The following is a 19,610-nucleotide window of genomic DNA, read 5'->3' as shown; positions in this document are numbered from 1 at the left end:
CCGTGCGCCGGGACAGCCAGATCAGTTCGCCAGATCGAGCGACCAGGTCACGACCCGATCGCCGTCGTCGTACTCCCACGCGTCGGAGACAGCGGTGAAGCCCGCCCGTTCGTAGAGCGCGATGGCGCGTACGTTCGTCTCTCTGACATCCAGCTCGATGCGCTGGAACCCGGCAGCCCGTGCATGTTCGGCGGCATCGGCGACCAAGGCTGCGCCCATGCCGCGCGAAGTGGTCGACGGGTCGACGCAGAGCCGGGACAGCAGCGCGACGCCCTTCTCTCTGGTGAGAGTGAGCGCGAACCCGTCGGGTGCCGACCCGACGACGGCGAAGCGTACGGTCGGCTCGTCGAACGCTGCTTGCGCTCGCCGCGCAGCTTCGTCGGCGACACCCGTGCCGTCTCGGGCGACGATCACGCGCGTCCACAGATCGACGCAGCGGGCGACGTCGCCGATGGATCCGGGGTGGATCGAGAAACTCATGCGTCCAGTGTCGCCTCTTGGCGGCAGACACACGTGCGCCGGCGTGGGCGCCCTGCATGAGGAAGCAGGGCGCCCCGCCGGCGCGAACGTTGATCGACGTCAGTCGGTGAGCTCCTTCACCTGGACGTTGCGGTAGTAGACGGTCTCACCTCCGCCGTGGTTCTGCATGCCGACGAAGCCGGCGAGGTCGCGGGCGGGGTCGGTGCTGGTGAAGTCGTTCACCAGGGTCCCGTTGAGGAAGATCTTGACGGTCGAGCCCTCGACGCGGATGTCGTACGAGTTCCACGACCCGACCGGGTTGAGGGCGGCCGCGACGGCCTCCGGGTCGGCTCCCTGGAAGGTGTAGATGGCGCCGGTGGTGCGGTCCGGGGCGTCGGTGGCGTCGATCTGGACCTCGTAGCCCTGGTTGACCGCGACCCACGGGTCGTTGCCGGGGTTGGGGAAGCCGATGAAGACGCCGCCGTTGTTGTCGTTGACCAGCTTCCAGTCGAGCTTCAGGCTGTACTCGCTGAACTCCTGCTCGGCGTACCACAGCAGGCCCAGGCCGTTGGTCGTACGCAGCGAGCAGTCATCCTGCCGGCCGAACGAGCCCGGTCCGGCCATCCGCCACGAGGCCAGCGAGGCCAGGGTCCCGTCGAAGAGCGACGTGTAGCCCGGGGCGGGTCGCCGCGGCGTACAGACGTCTTCGCCGCCGCCGACCTTGAGCACGTCGAAGTTGACGTTCCCCTCGTCGCCCTCCTCGTAGCGAAGGGTGATCCGGTTGACGCCGGCCTTCAGCCGCATCGGCCGGGTCGCGGTGCCCCAGGTCTGCCAGTCGCCGGTGGACTCCAACGCCCACGGCTCGACCTCGGTGCCGTTGAGGTAGACCGAGACCCGCTTCGTGCCGGGTGCCGGGTCGGGGCCGTTGGCGTAGCGCAGCCGGACCGGGTACGTCCCGGCGCGAGCGATCTTCGCATCGAAGGTGACCGAGGCACCGATGTTGCCGAAGCCGTCCACGAACCCGGAGCCGGAGTAGCCGTTGTGCTCGACCGCGACGTTGGCGCTGCCGCGCAGGGTGGCCTCCTCAGCCTCGAGGTAGTTGCGGTCGGCCGGCGACTCGTAGCCAGGGATCGAGTTGAGCGTGTACCACGCCTCGGTGTTCCACAGCTCCTTCCCGCCCTCGCTGGAGAAGGGCCGCGGCGAGCGCAGGTGCACGACCCGGCCCTCCTCGAGGCCGTCCACGGTGAGCCTCACCGAGGTGCGGTCGGCGGACACCTCGGCGCCCGAGACGAACAGCGGACGCTCGTCGACCTTCGGGCCGCCGTACGTCGGCCGCGGCGCGTAGCGCCAGTGGGTCATCCGGAACGCGGCGTTCGGGTCCGCGGCGATCTTCTCGACCGTCTCCTGGGACAGCGGCTTCGTGTAGCGGATCTCGAAGCCGTTCCTGGTGGCGCGCATCTGGTGCATGTCGAACGCCGAGCCGTCGTTGGGGCTCATCCGCTGCAGGCCGTAGCGGAGCTTGCCCGGCTCGCTCCAGTTGCCGGCCTCGCCGATGCCGCCGACGTAGATCGACCCGTCGGGGCCGAGCAGGGTGCGGTTCACCCCGGCCTCGAGGCCGGCGGAGTAGCGGAACACCGCGCCCTGGTACTCACCCTCGACCTTCTCCAGGAAGCCGCGCTGCAGGCCGCCGTAGGTGACGTCGCCGAAGATCATCTGACCGGCGTACGCACCCTTCTCCAGCATCATGGGGCTGCTCGGAGAGTTTCCGATCTCGTTCTGCGGCACCCACAGGGCGGGGCCGGTGACCGGCTGGTCGTCGAACGGGCCGGCCGGGTTGGTGTAGTGGTTGAAGAACCGCCCGGGCTTGACGTGCACCAGCTTCGAGCTGGGCAGCCAGGCGCCCTGGTTGTCCATCACGAACAGGTCGCCGTCGGGTCCGCGCATCATCCCGTTGGGCGTACGCAGCCCACCCGCGACATAGCTGACCTGACCGGTCTTGCGGGAGATCTTCACCGTCGTGCCGCGGTTGCGCGCCGGCTGCGGATCGGTGGTCGCGCCACCGAAGTTGATGGCGACGGAGAGGTTGACGTAGAAGTTCTCCTCGTCGTGGAGGAGGCCGAAGGCGAACTCGTGGAAGTTCTCGCCGAAGGGCCACTCCGCCACCTTCCGGTGGTCGTCGTAGAAGCCGTCCCCGTCGGGGTCGGTCAGCTCGGTGAGCTGGTCGCGCTCGGAGACGAAGATCGACTCGCCGATGACGGCCACGCCCATCGGGTTGAACAGGTCCGTGGCGACCTTCTCCACCTCGACGTCCTCGGGACCGTCGGCGGTGCGGGCGTTGCTGAGCAGGAAGATCTCGCCCGGCTCGGGGTTCTCCACCCAGCCCGACGGGCTCACCGACCCGGAGGTCACCACGGCGAGTCGGCCGTCCGGCGCCCAGTCCAGCGCGGACACCATCGGCTCGAAGCCCTCGGGCCGCAGGTCGGTCAGGTCGTACGCCGGGTGCACGCTGTCCAGCTGCATGCCGTCACCGGCGGTGTCGTTCTGCCCCTCGCAGTACTTCGTGCCCGGTGCGGTCACCCGCACCACCCCGGCCTCGGTGCTCAGGACCTCGGTCGGCACCAGCGCGAAGTCCGCGGCGCCCGGGGGACGCCACTGCAGGCGCAGCACCTCGCCGCCGCCGTTCTCGAAGTGCTCCACCCGCAGATCGTGGAAGCCCTCGCTCAGGCTGACGGAGCCGTCCTTGGCGGTCTCCCCGTGCAGGCCGTCGTGGTTGATGACCTCCGAGCCGTCGATGACCAGCCGGGAGCCGTCGTCGCTGATCAGCCGGAAGTCGTACGTCCCGGCAGCATCGATGCGCAGGTTGGCGAGGGCGTGCGAGATGAACCGCTCGGCGAGGCCGAAGTCCTCCGGCGAGTCGTAGTCGATGACCGAGGTGAGCCTGTCGACGTTGGGCGTCTGGCCTGCGCGCAGCGTGCACAGCTGCTCGATCGGCCGGCTCATGTCATAGGTGCGCAGCGTGACGCCGGGCTCCTGTGGTGGTAGCTCCGCCTCCTCGGCGGCGGCCGCGGGGCCGCTGCCGAGCAGCGCGGCCACGACTGACAGGCCGACGAGTGGGCCGAGCACGGCCCTGGACGGGGGGACATGGATCATGGGGGCCTCCGCGAGAGATGTGGCGTGAGTCACATCAGAAGGTAGGGACCCTGTGAGACTTCGTCAAGAAGTTTGAGAACTTTCGCAAGTAAGTTGGAAATGTGCGGAGGTGGCGGTACTGAGGATCAGGATCCCGAGAAGAGTCGGTCGAGGTGTTGATCGACGGCTGCGAGCGCCGCTCCGGGTTCGATCACGCCGAGCTCCAGGAGCGGCGTGAACCCGGTCAGCGCGAGGATGAGATCGGTCTCGATCGCAGGGTCGCGTTCCGAGGGGATCTGGCCGTCGGCGATCGCCTGCCGGATGAGGCGCTCGACCAGGTCCCGTCCCTCCCTGAGCCCGGCGCGCGCCACCTCACGCAGCTCGGGGTCGTGCAGCGCCTCGAGGACGTACGCCGCATTCATCCGGCTCGTGGTGTGAGCGTCGGGGTGCAGCGGGAGCATCTCGGTGACGACCACCCGCAGGACGTCTCGGGGGTGAGGAGGCTGGCCGAGCCCGGCCACGCCGTTCGCCACCCGAGATGAGGTCTGCTCGGCGGCGAACTCCATCGCGAAGGCCAGCATCGAGGCACGGGACGAGAAGTAGTGCTGGAGCTGCCCGAGGGACACGCCCGCCTCGTGGGCGACCTCGCGCATGGTCGCGCGCGGCCACCCCTGTTGCTCGACCACCCGCCACAGCGCGTGCGCGATCGCTTCCCGTCGTTCGCGGTGGTCGACGATCTTCGGCATCTGCGTGGCCTCCCTGGTTTCAATACGCGTGACATAATACAGGTGACTTATATCCGCGAAGAGGTCAGGTGATGAGTGTGCAGCCCCATGACCCGTACGCCTTCGCGATCGACGACGCGGTCGCGGTGGCGCTGCTGGCCGACTTCCAGGTCCGTAAGGCGATCGCACGCGGCGACTTCGACGACCTGCCCGGCAGTGGCGAGCCGATCGACCTGCCGGACCAGCATGACCCGGAGTGGTGGGTCCGGAGCCTCATCCAGCGTGAGCGCATCGCGCTGCTGCCGTCGTCCATCCAGCTCCGCAAGGACGACGCCGCGCTCGACGAGCGCCTGGACGAGCTGGTGGACGAGCCGGCCGTACGCCGCGAGATCGACGACTTCAACGAACGCGTGATCCGCGCTCGCTACGAACCGCCGGCGGGGCCGCCACTGATCACGATGCCGCGCGACCCCGATGCCGCGGTGGCCGCATGGGCGGAGCGCCGAGCGGCGCGAGCGGCGAAGGCCCGCGAGGCCGCTCGGGCGGCCGGGCCGCGGCGGACCCGACGGCCCAGATTCTTCCGCCGCCGGTAGACGACCGGTCCGGGTCGCTCACCGCGACAGCTCCTCCAACGCCTTCCGGAGCTGGTTCAGGACCCGCGCGGTCGTCGCCAGATCGTCGGCCGCGATCCCCTGCAGGCGCTCGGCGATCACCGCGTCGACGGTCGGCGTGGCCGCGGTGAGGGCGCGCTCACCGTCTGGCGTGACCGCCAGGATCGAGGACCGCCGGTCGTTGGGGTTCGATGCCCGCCGGCACAGGCCCGCCGCCTCCAGCCGGTCGACGGCCTTGCTCGCCGTGCCGACGCCGATGTCCATCGACGCCACGATGTCGGAGACGCGGCACTCAGGAGTCGTCGCGATCAGGTCGAGCATCTGGAACTGCCCGAGGGTGAGGCCATCGTGTCCGGCGCGCACCCTCGCGTCCAGCTGGTTGAAGAGCCGCGTCTCGGCGCGGACGAGGTCGGAGAAGAACTGCCAGCCGTCGGGCATGAGGAAACCTGCTTCCAGGGAATTATATCGAAAGGAATCTACTTCCATCCGATACAACATCGTCCCATGCAGGAGGCATCATCGTGAGCAAGCAGCAGCGCGACGCACTGGACGCAGCCATCCGCGACTTCCCCTTCGACTCCTCGGTGAGCGTCGAGGAGGCCCGTGCCGGCTTCGACGCCGGTCAGACCCGGCCGTTGCCCGACGAGGCGGGAGCCCGGGCGATCACGATCGGCGGGATCCCCGGACTGGAGCTGTATCGCGACGCCACCGAAGGAACCCTGTTGTACCTCCACGGTGGCGGATACGTCGTCGGCTCCGCGCGCACCGGTGCCTCGCTCGCCGATGGCCTGGCCGGTCGCGCCGGGCTGCGGGCGATCTCGATCGACTACCGGCTCGCCCCGGAGGCTCCGTATCCGGCGGCCGTGGACGACGGGCTCGCGGCGTACCGTGGCCTGCTCGACGCGGGCGTGGAGCCTGACCGGCTCGTCCTGGCCGGCGACTCGGCCGGGGGCGGCCTGACGATGGCGACCCTGCTGGCCGCCCGCTCGGCCGGTCTGCCGCAGCCGGCCGCCGCGGTGCTGTTCTCGCCGTGGACGGACCTGACGCTCTCCGGTGCGACGATCGAGACCAAGCTCGATGCCGACCCGCTCTTCGACCGCGCCGCCCTCGAATGGTTCGCCCGTCGCTACCTCGGCAGCGCCGACCCGACCGATCCGCTGATCAGCCCCGTATTCGCCGACCTCGCCGGTCTTCCCCCGCTGCTGATCCAGGTCGGCTCCCACGAGGTGCTGCTGGACGACTCCCTCCGGCTCGCCGCCAGGGCGGCGGAGGCGGACGTGGAGGTGATCCTCGAGGTCGGTGCCGAGCTGCCGCACGTCTTCCAGAACCAGACCGGTTCGCTCGACGAGGCCGATGCAGCGCTCGACCGGGCGAGCCGGTTCCTCTCGGAGCGGCTCGCGGGGGCGCTCGCGGTGAGGTGACCGCAGGCGGCGCAGTCGGGCGTGACGGGTCCTCGGCCGTTGCCGCCTATCCGCGCCCGAGCAACGTGTCCGAGACGTGCTCGAGGTGCTTCCGCATCGCCTGGTGGGCCTGGTCCGGATCACGGTCGAGAAGGGCAGAGACGATCGCGTCGTGCTCGCGATGATAGGCGGCACGGTTCTCGGGAGTGGACGTCCGGCGCTTGAGGCTTCCCCAGACCGGCAGTGAGCGAGCCGAGTTCATCACGTCGAACATGCTGAGAAGCAGCCCGTTGTGTGCTGCGGTGGCGATGGCGCGGTGCAGTTGAGCATCACACGATTCGAAGGCCTCGAACTCTGTGCTCGCGCCGCCGGCCTCCAGGTGCTCCTGGATCCGCGCGAGGTCGGCCTGGGTGGCGACGCGCGCGGCGAGGCCGGCGACCGGAGGCTCGATCACGAGGCGTACCTGCATGATCTCGGTCGGACTCGTGTCCGGCGGCGCCCCCTCCGAGCGACCCGCGGCCTCGGTGAGGAAGGTGCCCCGGCCGACGTGTCTGACGATGCGCCCCTCGCGCTCGAGAGCGTCCAGTGCGCGCCGGATCGCGCTGCGGGGCTCCTGCAGGCGTACGACCAGCTCGCGCTCTGTCGGCAGCTTGGATCCGGGGCCGAGGTGGCCGATGGCGGTCTGCTCATCGAGCAGGGCGCGGAGGGACTGCTCAACGGTGCTCACGCGGCGACCCTAACCCATGTGACCAATCAGAACCAATGACTTTGCGCCAGTTCCGGGAGGCACATCACTTTCGATGTGACCCTGGACACAACGTGCATCGCACCGTATTGTCCAACCATCGACCAAATTGGTCGTCTATTGGTTCAGATTGGTTCTGGGATGAAGCTGGCAACATTCACCGCCGTAGGTAGTGACGTCGACCGGGTCGGCGTCGTCGACTCCGAGGCAGGGGTACTCAAGGACATCACCGACGCCCTCGGGGTGCAGGGTCTGCTCGACGTGATCAGGACCTGGTCCGCACGACGCGCCGAACTGACGGCTGCGCTCGCCGCGCTCCCCACGATCCCGCTGGAGGAGGTCATCCTCGGAGCGCCGATCCCGACGCCCGTACGCAACGTCTTCTGCGTCGGGAAGAACTACTCCGACCACGTCCGAGAGTTCGGACGGAGCGGCTATGACACTCCCTCGCGCTCGGAGGAGCTGCCGGCTCGCCCGATCGTCTTCTCGAAGGTGCCGACCTCGGTGACCGGCCCATATGACGACATCGAGTCGCATCCCGGCCTGACGAATGAGCTCGACTACGAGGGCGAGCTCGGGGTGATCATCGGCGTAGGTGGACGAGGCATCAGCCGCGACGAGGCGTACGACCACGTCTGGGGCTACACGATCATCAACGATGTCACCGCCCGCGACCTTCAGCGCGACCACAAGCAGTGGCTGCTGGGCAAGAGCCTGGACACGCACTGCCCGATGGGGCCGTACGCCGTGAGCGCGGACGAGGTCGGCGACGTCAGCACTCTCGAGATCGAGACACTGGTCAACGGCGAGCGTCGTCAGTTCGCTCCGGTGAAGGACCTGATCTTCGATATCCCCGAGCTGATCGCCACCATCTCGGCCGGCATCACCCTCGTCCCCGGCGATGTGATCGCGACCGGCACCCCGGCCGGCGTCGGGATCGGCTTCGACCCGCCGAAGTTCCTGCACTCCGGGGACGTCGTCGAGGTGCGCATCACCGGCCTCGGCGCCCAGCGCAACACGATCGCCTGACCGCCACTCACCAGAAGGGACGACATGGACATCAACGGACACCACCTCGCCGTCGAGATCGAGGGCGACGGCCCCGCCGTTCTTATGGTCCACGGCCTCGGTGGCACATCGAACTTCTACGAGCCGCAGGTGCGCGGTCTGGTCGACCGCTTCACCGTGATCCGCGTCGACAGTGCCGGCGCCGGCCGGTCAGAGGTCGCCGACCCGATCAGCATCTCCAGCCATGCGGACGATCTCGTGGCGGTCCTCGACCAGGCAGGCGTGACGTCCGCGGCCGTCGTCGCCCACTCGATGGGCACGCTGGTCGCCAGGGAGCTGGCGGCGAAGCACCCCGACAAGGTCACCAAGCTCGTCCTTCTCGGTGCCGTGGCGGAGCCCGCCGACGCCGGTCGCCAGGCCCAGCGCGACCGCGCCGCGGTGCTGCGCGACCAGGGCACCGTCGCTGTCGCGCCGGGGGTCGTCGCCAACGCGTTGTCCGAACGGACCCGCAACGAGCGACCGGAGGTCGCCGCCTTCGTCCGCGAGCTCATCATGCGCCAGGACGCCGAGGGCTACGCCCGCAACTGCGAGGCCCTGGCCACCGCTCGGGCCCCCGAGGCGGTCGCCTCGGATCTGCCGCTGCTGCTGGTCACGGGCAGCGACGACAAGGTCGGCCCGCCGGCGGTCAGCGAACAGCTCGCGGCCGCTCACGGATCCGCCGAGCTCCAGGTCATCGACGGCATCGGGCACTGGACGGCTCTCGAGGCCGCCAGTGACGTCACCGACCTCCTCCGCAAGTTCCTCTGACCCACCACCCCTCAACGGAGAGAGAAGCGCATCATGCCCATCCCGAGCGACAAGACCCTGTTCCGCAACGTCTCCATTCTCGACTCGACCGGCGCGGACCCCTATCCCGGTGACGTACTCGTCGAGAACGACCGCATCTCCGCCGTCGGTGTCGTCGCGGAGAGCGCCGCTGCCGGCGCCCGTGTGATCGACGGCCGTGGCCGCACCCTGATGTCCGGTCTCTGTGACGCCCACACACACCTGACCTGGAACAACAGCGCCGATCTCGAGGGCTTGGGCAACATGCCCGTCGAGGAGCACCTGCTGTTCAGCCTTGAGTCCGCGCGTACGTACATCGACTCGGGCTACACGATGTGTCTGGGCGCCGCCTCCGCGAAGGAGCGACTCGACGTCGTGTGCCGCGACGCGATCGAAGCCGGTCGAGTGCCGGGACCCCGCTATCTTGCCAACGGTCCGGAGATCGCCGTGACAGGAGGTGCGATCGTCAAGTCGATCACCAAGTTCGCCGATGGGCCCGAGGGCATGCGAAAGGCCGTTCGGGAGCTGGTCGCCATCGGGGTCGATCAGATCAAGCTGTCGATGACCGGCGAGGAGATCACCGGTGACATGCACGCCGACGACACCTACTTCTCCGAGGAGGAGGTGGCCGCCGCAGCGACCGAGGCGCACCGCTTCGGCAAGCGGGTCTGCGCGCACGCCCGTAGCGCGGAGAGCGTCAAGATGTGCGTACGCAACAAGGTCGACATCATCTACCACGCCAGCTACGCCGACGCCGAGGCCATGGACATGCTCGAGGCGAACAAGGACTGGGTGTTCGTGGCGCCGGCGATCAACTGGCTCGTGGCAACGCTCTACGAGGCCGAGTCCTACGGTTACCCGCAAGAGGCCGCAGAGGCCGCCGGCTACAAGATCGAGCTGGATGCCGCGATCGCCGGCCTGAAGGAGATGCACCGACGCGGCGTCCGGGTGCTGCCGGGCGGTGACTACGGCTTCGCGTGGACGCCGCACGGGACGTACGCCCGCGACCTTCAGCACTTCGTCGAGCTGCTCGACTTCACGCCCATGGAGGCGATCGTGTCGGCCACCGCGCTGGGCGGGGAGATCATGCTCCGCCCCGACGAGCTCGGCAAGGTCCAGCCCGGCTACCTCGCCGACCTCATCCTGGTCGACGGCGACCCGCTCGCCGACATCACGATCCTGCAGGACCACGACCGGCTGCACTACATCATGAAGGATGGCCGATTCCACAAGCAGCCGGCCGACGAGGTCGCCGCCGTCCGATAGGTCGCCGCACCGTCAGCCCCGCACGTGGAGCGGGCCGTCAGTGGACGGCCCGCTCCACCAGCTCGGTGAGCTTCTCCTCGACGGCCGGGGTCATGGTCGTCACCGCGAAGACGGTCGGCCAGATGTCGCCGTCGTCGAGGTTCGCCCACTCCTGGAAGCCGATCTCGGCGTAGCGCATCTTGAACTTCCCGGCGCACTTGTAGAACACCACGACCTTGCCGTCGGCGTTCGCGTAGGCGGGCATGCCGTACCAGGTCTTCGGTGCCAGGTCGGGGGCGTGCGTGGTGACGACCCGGTGGAGCGTCTCGCCGATGGCGCGATCGTTGTCGTCCATCGCCTCGATCTTCGCGAGGCAGTCGGCGAGGTCCGCCTCGGCCTTCTTGCTGCCGCTGCCACGCTTGGCGGCCGTCCTCCGCTCGGCGGCCGCCTCCTTCATGGCGGCCTTCTCTTCCTCGGTGAATGTGCTGCTGTTCGCCATCGGTCTTTCCTTCCTGGTCGGTCTGTTGAGACGAGCCTAGAAAGTCCGGAGCACGTACGCTTCTTCGTTCCTGATCAGTCGAGGGGCGTGTAGACCATGTCCTCGCGGACCTCGAGCCCGAGGTCGTCGAGCATGTCGATGAGCACCACGACGACCTGCCGGGTGAGCCGGCCGATGAGCTGGTCTCTGGTCTCGTCGTGGTGGTCGAGCCACCAGATGATGCTGGCGTCGACCATGCCCATCAGGCCGGCGAGGATGCCGTCCGAGGGCGTGTCGCTGATGTCGGAGGCGCGCAGGTAGGAGCCCATCGCGTCGATGAGCTCGTCGAGGAAGCGGTTGCGTCCCATCCGGGCCCGGTGCAGGGCCCTGGTCTGGTGCTGCGCGGCGACGAACCGGTAGAGGTTCGGGTGCTCGTCGGCCCAGGCGACGCAGGACTCGAGGATGCCGCCGACGACCTCGTGCGGGGTCCCGGCACGGGCGAGATGAGGGCGTACGCGGCGGATCAGCTCGGTCGACGCGAACCGGACGACCTCGGCGTCGAGCTGCTCCTTGCTGGCGAAGTGCCGGTAGACGTTCGGGCGGGGGAGGCCCGCGCGCTCGGCGACCTGGGCCATGCCGACGCCGGGCCCGCGCTCCTCGATCGCCTCGACGGCCGCCTCGACCACCTGGGCGCGGCGTGCGTCGTTGTCGAGCGCCTCCTTCGCGGAACGGCGCCGGACCGTGGAATCCACCCACTTCACCACGTCAACCACATCGTCACCCTAGCGAGACATCACCGGCTACACCTTGTATCCAGCGGATAAGTGGGACACCATGTCCTTGATACAGCATGTACCCACCACCGAAAGGCCACGCATGTCCCGCCGCTCGCCCTGGATGGACCAGGACCTCGACGACCTACGCGACCTTGCCCGGACCTTCTTCGAGAAGGAGGTCAAGCCGAACATCGACACCTACATCGCCGACAAGCACGTCGACCGTGATCTGTGGCGCAAGGCCGGTGAGCTGGGCCTGCTGTGCCTCTCGATCCCGGAGGCGTACGGCGGTGGCGGCGGCACCTTCGCCCACGAGGCCGTGCTGATCGAGGAGCAGGCCCGGGTCGGCGACACCGCCTTCGGTGCCTCGCTGCACAGCGGGATTGTGGCCCACTACCTGCTGGCGTACGGCACCGAGGAGCAGAAGAACGAGTGGCTGCCGAAGCTCGCCTCCGGCGAGGTGGTCTCCGCGATCGCGATGACCGAGCCCGGCACCGGCTCCGACCTGCAGGGCATCCGCACCAAGGCGATCAAGGACGGCGACGAGTACGTCGTCAACGGCGCCAAGACGTTCATCACCAACGGCCTCCTGGCCGACATGGTGCTGGTCGCGGTGAAGACCAACCCCGAGGAGGCGGCCGCCGGGATCTCGCTGGTCATCGTCCCGACCGATGCCGAAGGCTTCCGTCGTGGCCGGGTGCTCGACAAGATCGGCATGAAGGGGCAGGACACCTGCGAGCTCTTCTTCGACGATGTACGCATCCCCGCGTCGAACCTGCTCGGCGACAAGGAGGGCGACGGGTTCGTCCAGCTGATGATGCAGCTGCCGCAGGAGCGGCTGATCGTGGCGGTCGGCAGCGTGGCGGCGATGGAGTTCTGCTTCGAGGAGACCCTGCGGTACGTCAACGAGCGCACCGCCTTCGGTCGGCCGGTCTTCGGCTTCCAGAACACCAAGTTCGAGATGGCCGAGATCGCGACCGAGGCTCGGGTCGCCCGCTCCTTCATCGACGAGTGCGTCGAGCTGCACGTCAAGGGCGAGCTCGACATCCCGACCGCCGCGATGGCCAAGTACTGGAGCTCCGAGCGCGCCGGCATCGTCGTCGACAAGTGCCTCCAGCTCTTCGGCGGCTACGGGTTCATGGAGGAGTACCCGATCGCCCGCGCCTTCACCGACCTCCGCGTCCAGCGCATCTACGCCGGCACCACCGAGATCATGAAGGAGATCATCAGCCGATCCCTTCCGGTCCCCACCCGATGAGAACCACGAGGAGGTCGTGATGAACACGACGACGAAGCAGTCCTACTACGACACCCTGCGGACGCTCTCGCAGGCGTCGGTCGACCAGCACTTCCAGGCGTTCAAGGACATCGCCTGGGACGACCCCGAGTTCCACCTCGACCCGAACGACGAGCGCTTCATCCTCACCGACGCCGACGAGATCGGCCGTCACGAGTGGTACAAGTCGCTCTCGAAGGAGCGCCAGATCCAGGTCGGCGTCTACCGCTACGCGCAGATCGCGAAGGTCGGGCGCCAGTTCGAGCAGGTGCTCATCGCCGGGGTGATGCACCACCTGATCCTGGCGAAGGACGGCAATCCCGAGTTCCGCTACGCGATGCACGAGGTCACCGAGGAGACCCACCACATCCAGATGTTCCAGGAGTCGGTCAACCGGTTCGTGGAGAACTCCGGGGTCGACGGTGTCGCCGGGGCGCCGGGCTGGTTCGCCTGGCTGGCGCCGCTGGTGACGTCGGCCGGGACCTGGTTCCCGGAGATCTTCTTCGTCGGCATCCTCGGCGGCGAGGAGCCGATCGACCACCTGCAGAAGAGCATCCTGCGGGCCGGCGGCAGCCACCCCCTGATCGACCGCGTGATGCAGATCCACATCGCCGAGGAGGCGCGCCACATCGGCTTCGCGCACCAGTACCTGGAGCACCACTGGGCGCGGATGAATCCCGTCAAGCGGCGCGCGCTGACCTACCTGTTCCCGGTCGTCATGCGACTCCTGTGCGACGTGATCATGGTGCCGAGCAAGCAGGCGCGCGAGGACATGGGCATCCCGAAGGACGTCGCCCAGGAGATCTGGTGGAAGTCCGAGGACTCCGAGAAGCTCCTGCGCGACCTCTTCTCGGACGTACGCCTCCTGGCCGACAACCTGGGCATCCGCAAGGGACCGGCCAAGCTGGTCTGGCGGGCCCTGGGCATCGACGGGCGGGCGGCGCGCTTCCGCGCGGAGCCCTCCAACGCGGCGGTCTGACGTGCTGGCGTACGAGAGTGCTGGCTCGGGCGAGCCGCTGCTGCTGATCCATGGCATCGGTCATCGCCGCCAGGCCTGGCACCCGGTCGTCGACCGGCTCGCCGAGCACCACGAGGTGTTCCTGGTGGACCTGCCCGGGCACGGTGAGTCGCCGGCCCATGTGACCGACGGCCGCTCGCCGCGGCAGGCGCTGATCGAGCCGCTGGAGGAGTTCATGGCCGCGGCCGGTCTGGAGCGTCCGCACGTGGTGGGCAACAGCCTGGGTGCGCTGATCTCGCTGGAGATGAGCAAGCACGGGCTCGCTCGGAGCGTCACCGCGATCTCCCCGGCCGGTTTCTGGCGCAACGACGTCGAGTTCGCCTACGTGCGGGCGCTGTTCGCCTCGGTCATCGCGACCTCGGGCGTGTTGAAGCCGGTCGCGCCGTGGCTGCTGCGTCACCCCTGGGGCCGGACGCTCGGACTCAGCTGGGCGAGCGCCCGGCCGACGCTGATCGCGCCGGAGGTGGCGTACGAGGACCTGCGGAACATGCTCGACTCCAAGCAGGCCGTGCGCGACATCATCCGCGGTGGCTACCTCTTCGACGGTGCCGTGCCGGCGGATGTGCCGATCACGATCGCCTGGGGCAGCAAGGACCGGGTCCTGCGTCCCTACCAGGCCGGGCAGGCGCGGGTGCGCCTGCCCGGAGCCCGCCACGTCGAGCTGCCCGGCTGCGGGCACGTGCCGATGGCGGACGACCCCGACCTGATCGCCGACACCATCCTGGCGACCACCCAGGACACGAGCACGGACCTCCGGAGGACCGCATGACCACCCACCGCCACGTCGACGTGGTCATCGTCGGGGCCGGCCTGTCCGGTGTGGGCGTCGCCAGCCAGCTGACCCGCGAACGGACCGGGCGGACGTACGCCATCCTCGAGCGCCGCACCGCGATGGGCGGCACCTGGGACCTGTTCCGCTACCCCGGGATCCGCTCGGACTCCGACATGTTCACCTTCGGCTACGGGTTCCGGCCGTGGCACGGCACCAAGGTGCTCGCCGACGGCCCGAGCATCAAGCGCTACATCGAGGAGACCGCGGACGAGTACGGCGTCACCCGGCACACCCACTTCGGCCGCAAGGTCGTCTCCGCCTCCTGGTCCAGCGAGCGTGGCCTGTGGACCACCACGGCGCTCGACGAGACCACCGGCGAGACGGAGGAGTGGACGAGTCACTTCCTCGTCGGCGCGACCGGCTACTACGACTACGACCAGGGACACCGACCTGTTTTCCCTGGTGAGGACCGGTTCCAGGGCGATCTGATCCATCCGCAGCACTGGCCCGAGGACCTCGACCACACCGGCAAGCGCGTCGTCGTCATCGGCAGCGGCGCCACCGCGATCACCCTGGTCCCGAACATGGCAGAGAAGGCCGAGCACGTCACGATGCTGCAGCGCTCGCCGACGTACGTCGTGCCGGTCCCGGCCGACGACCCGGTCTCGGCCGCGTTCAACCTGCTCAAGGTGCCGAGCCGCGCGGTCTACGGCACCGGACGCGTACGCAACATCCTGCTGCAGCAGGGCATGTACCGCTTCTGCCGCACCGCTCCCCAGGCCGCCCGGAAGGCGATCCTGGCCGCCATCCGGGCCCAGGTCGGCGGCGAGGTGGACATGAAGCACTTCGAGCCGAGCTACAACCCCTGGGACGAGCGGCTCTGCGTGGTGCCGAACGGTGATCTGTTCTCCGTCCTGCGGCGCGGCGAGGCCTCGATCGTCACCGACACGATCGACACCTTCACCGAGACCGGCATCCGGCTGGCGTCCGGCGAGGAGCTCCCCGCCGACATCGTCATCACCGCCACCGGACTCAAGATCCAGCTGCTCGGCGGCATGCGCGTCGAGGTCGACGGCGAGCCGGTCGACACCCGCGACCGGATGCTCTACAAGGGCACGCTGGTCGAGGGCGTGCCCAACGCGATGATCGTGATGGGCTACACCAACGCGTCCTGGACGCTGAAGGCCGATCTCGCCGGCGCGTACCTGTGCCGCCTGCTCAAGCACATGGCCCGCAACGGCCACGGCCAGGTGGTCGCGGAGGCGGCGGACGATGATCGCGAGGAGGTCTCCGTGATGGGTGCCTCGATGCGGTCGGGCTACATCCAGCGCGGCGACGCCGTCATGCCCCGCCAGGGCAAGCGGGCCCCGTGGCAGATCCGGCAGGACTACCTCTACGACACCCGCGAGCTGCGGCTCCGTTCCGTCGACGACCCGAACCTCCGGTTCACGTCGCGGACCGTGCCCGCGCCCGTCGCCGCGCCGGTCGGCGAGCGGGTGCCCGCCTAGCGGCCGGCCTCCGGCGCCCGCCCGACGACGATGGCCCCGGGACCTCGTCGTCGGGTCGCATCAGGAGCTCGGCCTCGATCACGAAGCCGGCCTCGCGCAGCCATCGGGAGATCTGCTCGGGCCGGCGCCGGTGGCTGTCGACGTTGATCGGGCGCCCGGTGTAGCCCGTGGTCGAGTGCCGGGTCTCGTCGCCGACGTGGAACCCGACCAGCACCGGTGCGCCGGGCCGCAGCACCCGCCGGAACTCCGCGAACACCCCGGGCACCGCCGCGTCAGGGATGTGGATGACGGACCAGAAGGCGAGTACGCCGCCCACGGATCCGTCCGCCAGCGGCAGATCGGTCATCGACCCGACCTCGAACCCGAGATCCGGGTGGTCGCGCCGCGCGATCGCGATCATCTCGGGGGAGAGGTCGATCCCGAAGGCGTCGACCCCGAGGTCGTGCAGGTGCCGGGTGACGTACCCGGGGCCGCAGCCGACGTCGGCCACCGGCCCACCGCCGCCGTCCCGCACGGTCTCGGCGAAGACGGCCAGCCCCACACGCAGGTAGGGGCGATCGTCCAGCAGGCCGCGTACCTTCTCGGCGTAGCCGGCGGCGTCCGTGTCGTAGGACTCGCGGGTCTGGTTCAGCCAGTCGTCGGGCATCGCGGCGGCTCCTGGTCAGCCCACGCGCGAGGCGAGCGCGCTTGCCGCCTGGCGCACCTCATGGCCGAGGGGAGTGGGGTCGGCGAAGGCGGGGTTGGTGGTCTGGCCGGCGACCTGGATCGCCGCGAGGAACTCGCCGTCGGCGCTGATCAGGGGTGCCCCGACCGAGGATGCGCCCACCACGCGTTCGTCGTGGGACGCGACCCAGCCGCGCTGCCGGATCTCCTCGAGCTCACGGCGGAAGTCCTCGAGCGAGACCCGGGTCCCGTCGGCCCGGGTGAACTCGTCGATCCCGCCGAGCACTGACTCGAGATCCTCGGGATCCATGTAGGCAGCGATGACCTTGCCCGCACCGAGGTGGAGCGGCAGCCGCTCGCCGATCGGGAGGACGTAGCGCAACGGGTCGCTGCCCTCGACCCGCGCGATCACCGCGCGCGACGAGCCGGCGCGGACGAAGACGGACGCGGTGAGTCCGGTGGCGGCGGCGAGCTGCTGCAGGATCATCGGCGCGGTGGCCGCCAGCCGGTTGGTGGCCAGGTAGGCGTGCGCCCCGAACAGCATCGCGACACCCGTGCGGTAGCCGGTGCCGTCCTGCTCGACGCGACCGCGGGCCTCGAGCGCGTTGAGGATGCGCTGCGTCGTGGCGACGTGCAGGCCGGCTCGGCGCGCGACCTCGCTCAGTCGCAGCGGCGTACGCGTCGCCTCGAGGACCTCGAGGACGTCGATGGCTCTCTCCAGAGACCGCATCGTGCTTGCCGGTTTCTCCTCGCTCACGTGCCTCCTCCGTTTCGTCGCGACGCATCGAATCCTCGCACCCCCGGCCACGGGGGCTTGACAGGGTGACGACCGTCACGGATAGTTCCTCATGCCGTGATACACCTTATCACAGAATGAGAAACATGAGCGACAACACCAACATCCCCGCCTCCACGGCGGCAGGCGGTCCAGCGACCGCCGACGAGCGACGCAGGTCCGTCCTGCCGTTGGTCGTCGCGGCGCTCGTCGTCGCGATCGGAGCGGCCGCGTTCGTCGGCTCGCGCTCCCTCGGCTACTGGGACGACCTCGGGCCCGGGCCAGGCTTCTTCCCGCTCTGGCTCGGCGTGCTCCTGGTCGTGCTGGGGCTCGTCTGGTTCGGCCAGGAGCTGCGAGCCCGCCTCCGTCCCGAGACCCCCGAGAACCCGAACAGACCGGCCGTCGACGAGGAGGAGACGCCCGACTACTCCCTCCCGACCGTGCTGGCCATCCTGGTGAGCCTGTGCGTGCTCGCGGCCTGCCTCGAGCTGGTCGGCTACCAGGTCAGCATGCTGGTCTTCCTGCTCTTCCACCTGCTGGTGGTCGGGCGCCGTGGGCCGCTGCAGTCGCTGGTGATCGCGGTGATCGGGAGCTTCGGCGTCTTCTACGCCTTCACCCGGCTGCTGACGGTTCCGCTGCCGGTCTCCAGCATCCCGTTACTGCGCGACCTGGGGCTGTGAGGTCATGGACTCCTTCACCGCACTCCTCGACGGCTTCGCCTCCGCGCTGACGCCGCAGAACCTGCTCTTCGCCCTGATCGGCTGCCTGCTGGGCACGATCCTGGGCATCCTGCCGGGCATCGGCTCGACCGCCGGCATGGCGATCCTGATCCCGCTCACCCTGACCATGGACCCGACGAGCGCGATCATCATGCTGGCCGCGATCTTCTACGGCGGCGCGTACGGCGGGACGATCACGAGCGTCCTGCTGAACATCCCGGGCGAGGGCGAGTCGGCGATCACCTGCATCGACGGCTATCAGATGACGTTGCGCGGCCGGGCCGGAGCAGCGTTGGCCACGGCCGGCATCGGCTCGTTCATCGGCGGCACGATCGCCACCCTCGCGCTCGTCGTGGCGGCGAAGCCGCTCTCGGAGCTCGGCCTGCGGATCGGGCCCCCGGAGTTCTTCTCCCTGGTGCTCATCGGCCTGGCCCTGCTGGTCGGCCTGGTGGGGCGGTCGGTCCTCAAGGGACTCATCTCGGCCTGCCTCGGGCTGCTGATCGCGATGGTCGGCATCGACCCGGTCATGGGCCTGCCCCGGTTCACCTTCGATCAGCCGCACTTCTTCGACGGCATCAGCTACGTACCGGTCCTGGTCGGCATCTTCGGGCTCGGCGAACTGCTCGCCACCAGCGGCGGCGCGGCTCCCAAGCCCACGGCGCCGACGCTTCGCCAGCTGCTCCCGACGCGGACCGACCTCCGCCGGGCCGCGCCGGCGATCGGACGAGGTGCGTCGATCGGCACCGTCATCGGACTCATCCCCGGGGTGAGCGCGGCGATCTCGTCGCTGCTGGCCTACAGCACCGAGAAGAAGGTCTCGCGCCACCGCGACGAGCTCGGCAGCGGCGCGATCGAGGGCGTGGCCGCTCCCGAGACCGCCAACAACTCGCACAGCAACGCCGCGTTCATCCCGCTCTTCACCCTGGGCATCCCGGCCTCGCCGGCGATCGCGGTGCTCATGGGCGCCTTCCTGCAGAACGGGCTCACCCCCGGACCGCAGCTCTTCACCGAGGCACCCGACCTGGTCTGGACGGTCATCGCGAGCCTGTTCGTCGGCAACCTGCTCCTGCTGGTGCTCAACGTCCCGATGGTCGGGCTCTGGACCAGGATCCTGGCGATCCCCTACTCGGTCCTGCGCGCGGTGATCTTCGCCTTCATCGTGATCGGCTCGTACGCGGTCAACAACAGTGTCATCGACATCTACGTGATGGTGTTCTTCGGGATCGTCGGCTTCGTCTTCCGACAGGTCCACCTGCCGCTCGCGCCGCTGGTCCTGACGCTCATCCTCGGTCCCTTCATCGAGAGCGCGCTGCGGGAGTCCCTGCAGATCTCGCAGGGCGACTTCGGGATCTTCGTCGACCGTCCGCTGTCGCTGGTCTTCCTCCTGGTCGCCCTCGCGGTCCTCGCCGCGTCGGTGTTCAGCGCCGGCCTGAAGAGAAAGGCGGGGCTGCCCACCGACGCCGAAGTCTGACCCACCC

20 protein-coding genes are annotated in these 19,610 nt (G+C 69.1%); 11 read left to right on the top strand and 9 right to left on the bottom strand.

The features are described from left to right. Positions 1 to 21: 21 nt before the first annotated feature. The 3 genes from ACWZJV_RS14060 to ACWZJV_RS14050 all read right to left on the bottom strand — a co-directional run bounded on the left by ACWZJV_RS14060 (position 22) and on the right by ACWZJV_RS14050 (position 4,334). The gene (locus tag ACWZJV_RS14060; protein WP_457181883.1) at positions 22 to 480 is read right to left on the bottom strand and encodes a GNAT family N-acetyltransferase; all 459 of its coding nucleotides are present in this window, start codon (positions 478 to 480) and stop codon (positions 22 to 24) included. A 99-nt stretch (positions 481 to 579) separates the two neighbouring features. Further along, positions 580 to 3,609 (bottom strand): family 16 glycoside hydrolase, encoded by a 3,030-nt coding sequence (locus ACWZJV_RS14055; protein WP_457181881.1) that lies wholly within the window; start codon positions 3,607 to 3,609, stop codon positions 580 to 582. Between the two features lie 125 nt (positions 3,610 to 3,734). Then, a complete protein-coding gene (locus ACWZJV_RS14050; RefSeq protein ID WP_457181880.1) occupies positions 3,735 to 4,334 on the bottom strand; it encodes a TetR/AcrR family transcriptional regulator in 600 nt (199 codons plus the stop codon). A 71-nt stretch (positions 4,335 to 4,405) separates the two neighbouring features. Between ACWZJV_RS14050 and ACWZJV_RS14045 the strand changes: the two genes are divergently transcribed. Further along, positions 4,406 to 4,906: a DnaJ family domain-containing protein gene (locus tag ACWZJV_RS14045; protein WP_457181879.1), complete on the top strand. Its 501-nt coding sequence runs from the start codon at positions 4,406 to 4,408 to the stop codon at positions 4,904 to 4,906. A gap of 18 nt (positions 4,907 to 4,924) precedes the next feature. Here ACWZJV_RS14045 and ACWZJV_RS14040 read toward each other — a convergent pair whose 3' ends face one another. Further along, the gene (locus ACWZJV_RS14040) at positions 4,925 to 5,362 is read right to left on the bottom strand and encodes a MarR family winged helix-turn-helix transcriptional regulator (protein ID WP_457181878.1); all 438 of its coding nucleotides are present in this window, start codon (positions 5,360 to 5,362) and stop codon (positions 4,925 to 4,927) included. Between the two features lie 83 nt (positions 5,363 to 5,445). Here ACWZJV_RS14040 and ACWZJV_RS14035 point away from each other — a divergent pair, with 83 nt between their 5' ends. Then, a complete protein-coding gene (locus tag ACWZJV_RS14035; protein WP_457181877.1) occupies positions 5,446 to 6,345 on the top strand; it encodes an alpha/beta hydrolase in 900 nt (299 codons plus the stop codon). A gap of 46 nt (positions 6,346 to 6,391) precedes the next feature. On the opposite strand, the gene ACWZJV_RS14030 is transcribed toward ACWZJV_RS14035, so the two are convergent. Further along, on the bottom strand, positions 6,392 to 7,051 hold the full coding sequence (locus tag ACWZJV_RS14030) for a FadR/GntR family transcriptional regulator (RefSeq protein WP_457181876.1): 660 nt from the start codon (positions 7,049 to 7,051) through the stop codon (positions 6,392 to 6,394). Positions 7,052 to 7,210: 159 nt separating this feature from the next. On the opposite strand from ACWZJV_RS14030, the gene ACWZJV_RS14025 reads away from it, so the two are divergent. From ACWZJV_RS14025 to ACWZJV_RS14015, 3 genes are read left to right on the top strand one after another with little or no spacing between them, the layout of a single operon-like run. Then, the gene (locus ACWZJV_RS14025; protein WP_457181875.1) at positions 7,211 to 8,098 is read left to right on the top strand and encodes a fumarylacetoacetate hydrolase family protein; all 888 of its coding nucleotides are present in this window, start codon (positions 7,211 to 7,213) and stop codon (positions 8,096 to 8,098) included. A gap of 24 nt (positions 8,099 to 8,122) precedes the next feature. Next, on the top strand, positions 8,123 to 8,884 hold the full coding sequence (locus tag ACWZJV_RS14020) for an alpha/beta fold hydrolase (protein WP_457181874.1): 762 nt from the start codon (positions 8,123 to 8,125) through the stop codon (positions 8,882 to 8,884). A 33-nt stretch (positions 8,885 to 8,917) separates the two neighbouring features. Beyond that, positions 8,918 to 10,168, top strand: coding sequence for an amidohydrolase family protein (locus ACWZJV_RS14015; RefSeq protein ID WP_457181873.1), 1,251 nt, complete (start codon positions 8,918 to 8,920; stop codon positions 10,166 to 10,168). A 37-nt stretch (positions 10,169 to 10,205) separates the two neighbouring features. Here the strand turns inward: ACWZJV_RS14015 and ACWZJV_RS14010 are convergent, their stop codons facing one another. Next, a complete protein-coding gene (locus ACWZJV_RS14010; protein WP_457181872.1) occupies positions 10,206 to 10,646 on the bottom strand; it encodes an iron chaperone in 441 nt (146 codons plus the stop codon). A 74-nt stretch (positions 10,647 to 10,720) separates the two neighbouring features. Then, positions 10,721 to 11,398, bottom strand: coding sequence for a TetR/AcrR family transcriptional regulator (locus ACWZJV_RS14005; RefSeq protein ID WP_457181871.1), 678 nt, complete (start codon positions 11,396 to 11,398; stop codon positions 10,721 to 10,723). Between the two features lie 103 nt (positions 11,399 to 11,501). Here ACWZJV_RS14005 and ACWZJV_RS14000 point away from each other — a divergent pair, with 103 nt between their 5' ends. The 4 genes from ACWZJV_RS14000 to ACWZJV_RS13985 are packed head-to-tail and all read left to right on the top strand — an operon-like array spanning position 11,502 to position 15,975. Continuing rightward, on the top strand, positions 11,502 to 12,659 hold the full coding sequence (locus tag ACWZJV_RS14000; RefSeq protein ID WP_457181870.1) for an acyl-CoA dehydrogenase family protein: 1,158 nt from the start codon (positions 11,502 to 11,504) through the stop codon (positions 12,657 to 12,659). A 19-nt stretch (positions 12,660 to 12,678) separates the two neighbouring features. Beyond that, a complete protein-coding gene (locus tag ACWZJV_RS13995; RefSeq protein ID WP_457181869.1) occupies positions 12,679 to 13,656 on the top strand; it encodes an AurF N-oxygenase family protein in 978 nt (325 codons plus the stop codon). Position 13,657: 1 nt separating this feature from the next. After that, on the top strand, positions 13,658 to 14,464 hold the full coding sequence (locus ACWZJV_RS13990) for an alpha/beta fold hydrolase (protein ID WP_457181868.1): 807 nt from the start codon (positions 13,658 to 13,660) through the stop codon (positions 14,462 to 14,464). After that, positions 14,461 to 15,975, top strand: a complete 1,515-nt coding sequence (locus tag ACWZJV_RS13985; RefSeq protein ID WP_457181867.1) for a flavin-containing monooxygenase — start codon at positions 14,461 to 14,463, stop codon at positions 15,973 to 15,975. Before ACWZJV_RS13990 ends, ACWZJV_RS13985 begins: the two co-directional genes overlap by 4 nt. Here the strand turns inward: ACWZJV_RS13985 and ACWZJV_RS13980 are convergent. Together ACWZJV_RS13980 and ACWZJV_RS13975 are read right to left on the bottom strand one after the other, a co-directional pair. Next, entirely contained in the window at positions 15,914 to 16,621 is a 708-nt protein-coding gene (locus tag ACWZJV_RS13980; protein WP_457181866.1) for a class I SAM-dependent methyltransferase, read from the bottom strand. The two genes, ACWZJV_RS13985 and ACWZJV_RS13980, sit on opposite strands and share 62 nt — an antisense overlap. Positions 16,622 to 16,636: 15 nt before the next feature. After that, complete coding sequence (locus tag ACWZJV_RS13975; RefSeq protein WP_008355401.1) at positions 16,637 to 17,395, bottom strand: IclR family transcriptional regulator; 759 nt, start codon at positions 17,393 to 17,395, stop codon at positions 16,637 to 16,639. Between the two features lie 125 nt (positions 17,396 to 17,520). Between ACWZJV_RS13975 and ACWZJV_RS13970 the strand changes: the two genes are divergently transcribed. After that, on the top strand, positions 17,521 to 18,093 hold the full coding sequence (locus tag ACWZJV_RS13970; RefSeq protein WP_457181865.1) for a tripartite tricarboxylate transporter TctB family protein: 573 nt from the start codon (positions 17,521 to 17,523) through the stop codon (positions 18,091 to 18,093). Positions 18,094 to 18,097: 4 nt separating this feature from the next. Then, positions 18,098 to 19,603 carry a tripartite tricarboxylate transporter permease gene (locus ACWZJV_RS13965; protein ID WP_008355398.1) on the top strand — a complete coding sequence of 502 codons (1,506 nt, stop codon included), beginning with the start codon at positions 18,098 to 18,100 and terminating at the stop codon, positions 19,601 to 19,603. Positions 19,604 to 19,610 lie beyond the last annotated feature (7 nt).

Source organism: Nocardioides sp. WG-D5 (genome assembly GCF_054031175.1).
This window is presented reverse-complemented; position numbering and strand designations above follow the sequence as displayed.

What these genes read in the sequence shown, in the direction of transcription:
- ACWZJV_RS13965 (WP_008355398.1), top strand. Translation starts at nt 18,098, where the DNA reads ATGGACTCCTTCACCGCACTCCTCGACGGCTTCGCCTCCGCGCTGACG.
- ACWZJV_RS13985 (WP_457181867.1), top strand. Translation starts at nt 14,461, where the DNA reads ATGACCACCCACCGCCACGTCGACGTGGTCATCGTCGGGGCCGGCCTG.
- ACWZJV_RS13970 (WP_457181865.1), top strand. Translation starts at nt 17,521, where the DNA reads ATGAGCGACAACACCAACATCCCCGCCTCCACGGCGGCAGGCGGTCCA.
- ACWZJV_RS14040 (WP_457181878.1), bottom strand. Translation starts at nt 5,362, where the DNA reads ATGCCCGACGGCTGGCAGTTCTTCTCCGACCTCGTCCGCGCCGAGACG.
- ACWZJV_RS14010 (WP_457181872.1), bottom strand. Translation starts at nt 10,646, where the DNA reads ATGGCGAACAGCAGCACATTCACCGAGGAAGAGAAGGCCGCCATGAAG.
- ACWZJV_RS13980 (WP_457181866.1), bottom strand. Translation starts at nt 16,621, where the DNA reads ATGCCCGACGACTGGCTGAACCAGACCCGCGAGTCCTACGACACGGAC.
- ACWZJV_RS13995 (WP_457181869.1), top strand. Translation starts at nt 12,679, where the DNA reads ATGAACACGACGACGAAGCAGTCCTACTACGACACCCTGCGGACGCTC.
- ACWZJV_RS14020 (WP_457181874.1), top strand. Translation starts at nt 8,123, where the DNA reads ATGGACATCAACGGACACCACCTCGCCGTCGAGATCGAGGGCGACGGC.
- ACWZJV_RS14025 (WP_457181875.1), top strand. Translation starts at nt 7,211, where the DNA reads ATGAAGCTGGCAACATTCACCGCCGTAGGTAGTGACGTCGACCGGGTC.
- ACWZJV_RS14050 (WP_457181880.1), bottom strand. Translation starts at nt 4,334, where the DNA reads ATGCCGAAGATCGTCGACCACCGCGAACGACGGGAAGCGATCGCGCAC.
- ACWZJV_RS14045 (WP_457181879.1), top strand. Translation starts at nt 4,406, where the DNA reads ATGAGTGTGCAGCCCCATGACCCGTACGCCTTCGCGATCGACGACGCG.
- ACWZJV_RS14055 (WP_457181881.1), bottom strand. Translation starts at nt 3,609, where the DNA reads ATGATCCATGTCCCCCCGTCCAGGGCCGTGCTCGGCCCACTCGTCGGC.
- ACWZJV_RS14015 (WP_457181873.1), top strand. Translation starts at nt 8,918, where the DNA reads ATGCCCATCCCGAGCGACAAGACCCTGTTCCGCAACGTCTCCATTCTC.
- ACWZJV_RS14000 (WP_457181870.1), top strand. Translation starts at nt 11,502, where the DNA reads ATGTCCCGCCGCTCGCCCTGGATGGACCAGGACCTCGACGACCTACGC.
- ACWZJV_RS14060 (WP_457181883.1), bottom strand. Translation starts at nt 480, where the DNA reads ATGAGTTTCTCGATCCACCCCGGATCCATCGGCGACGTCGCCCGCTGC.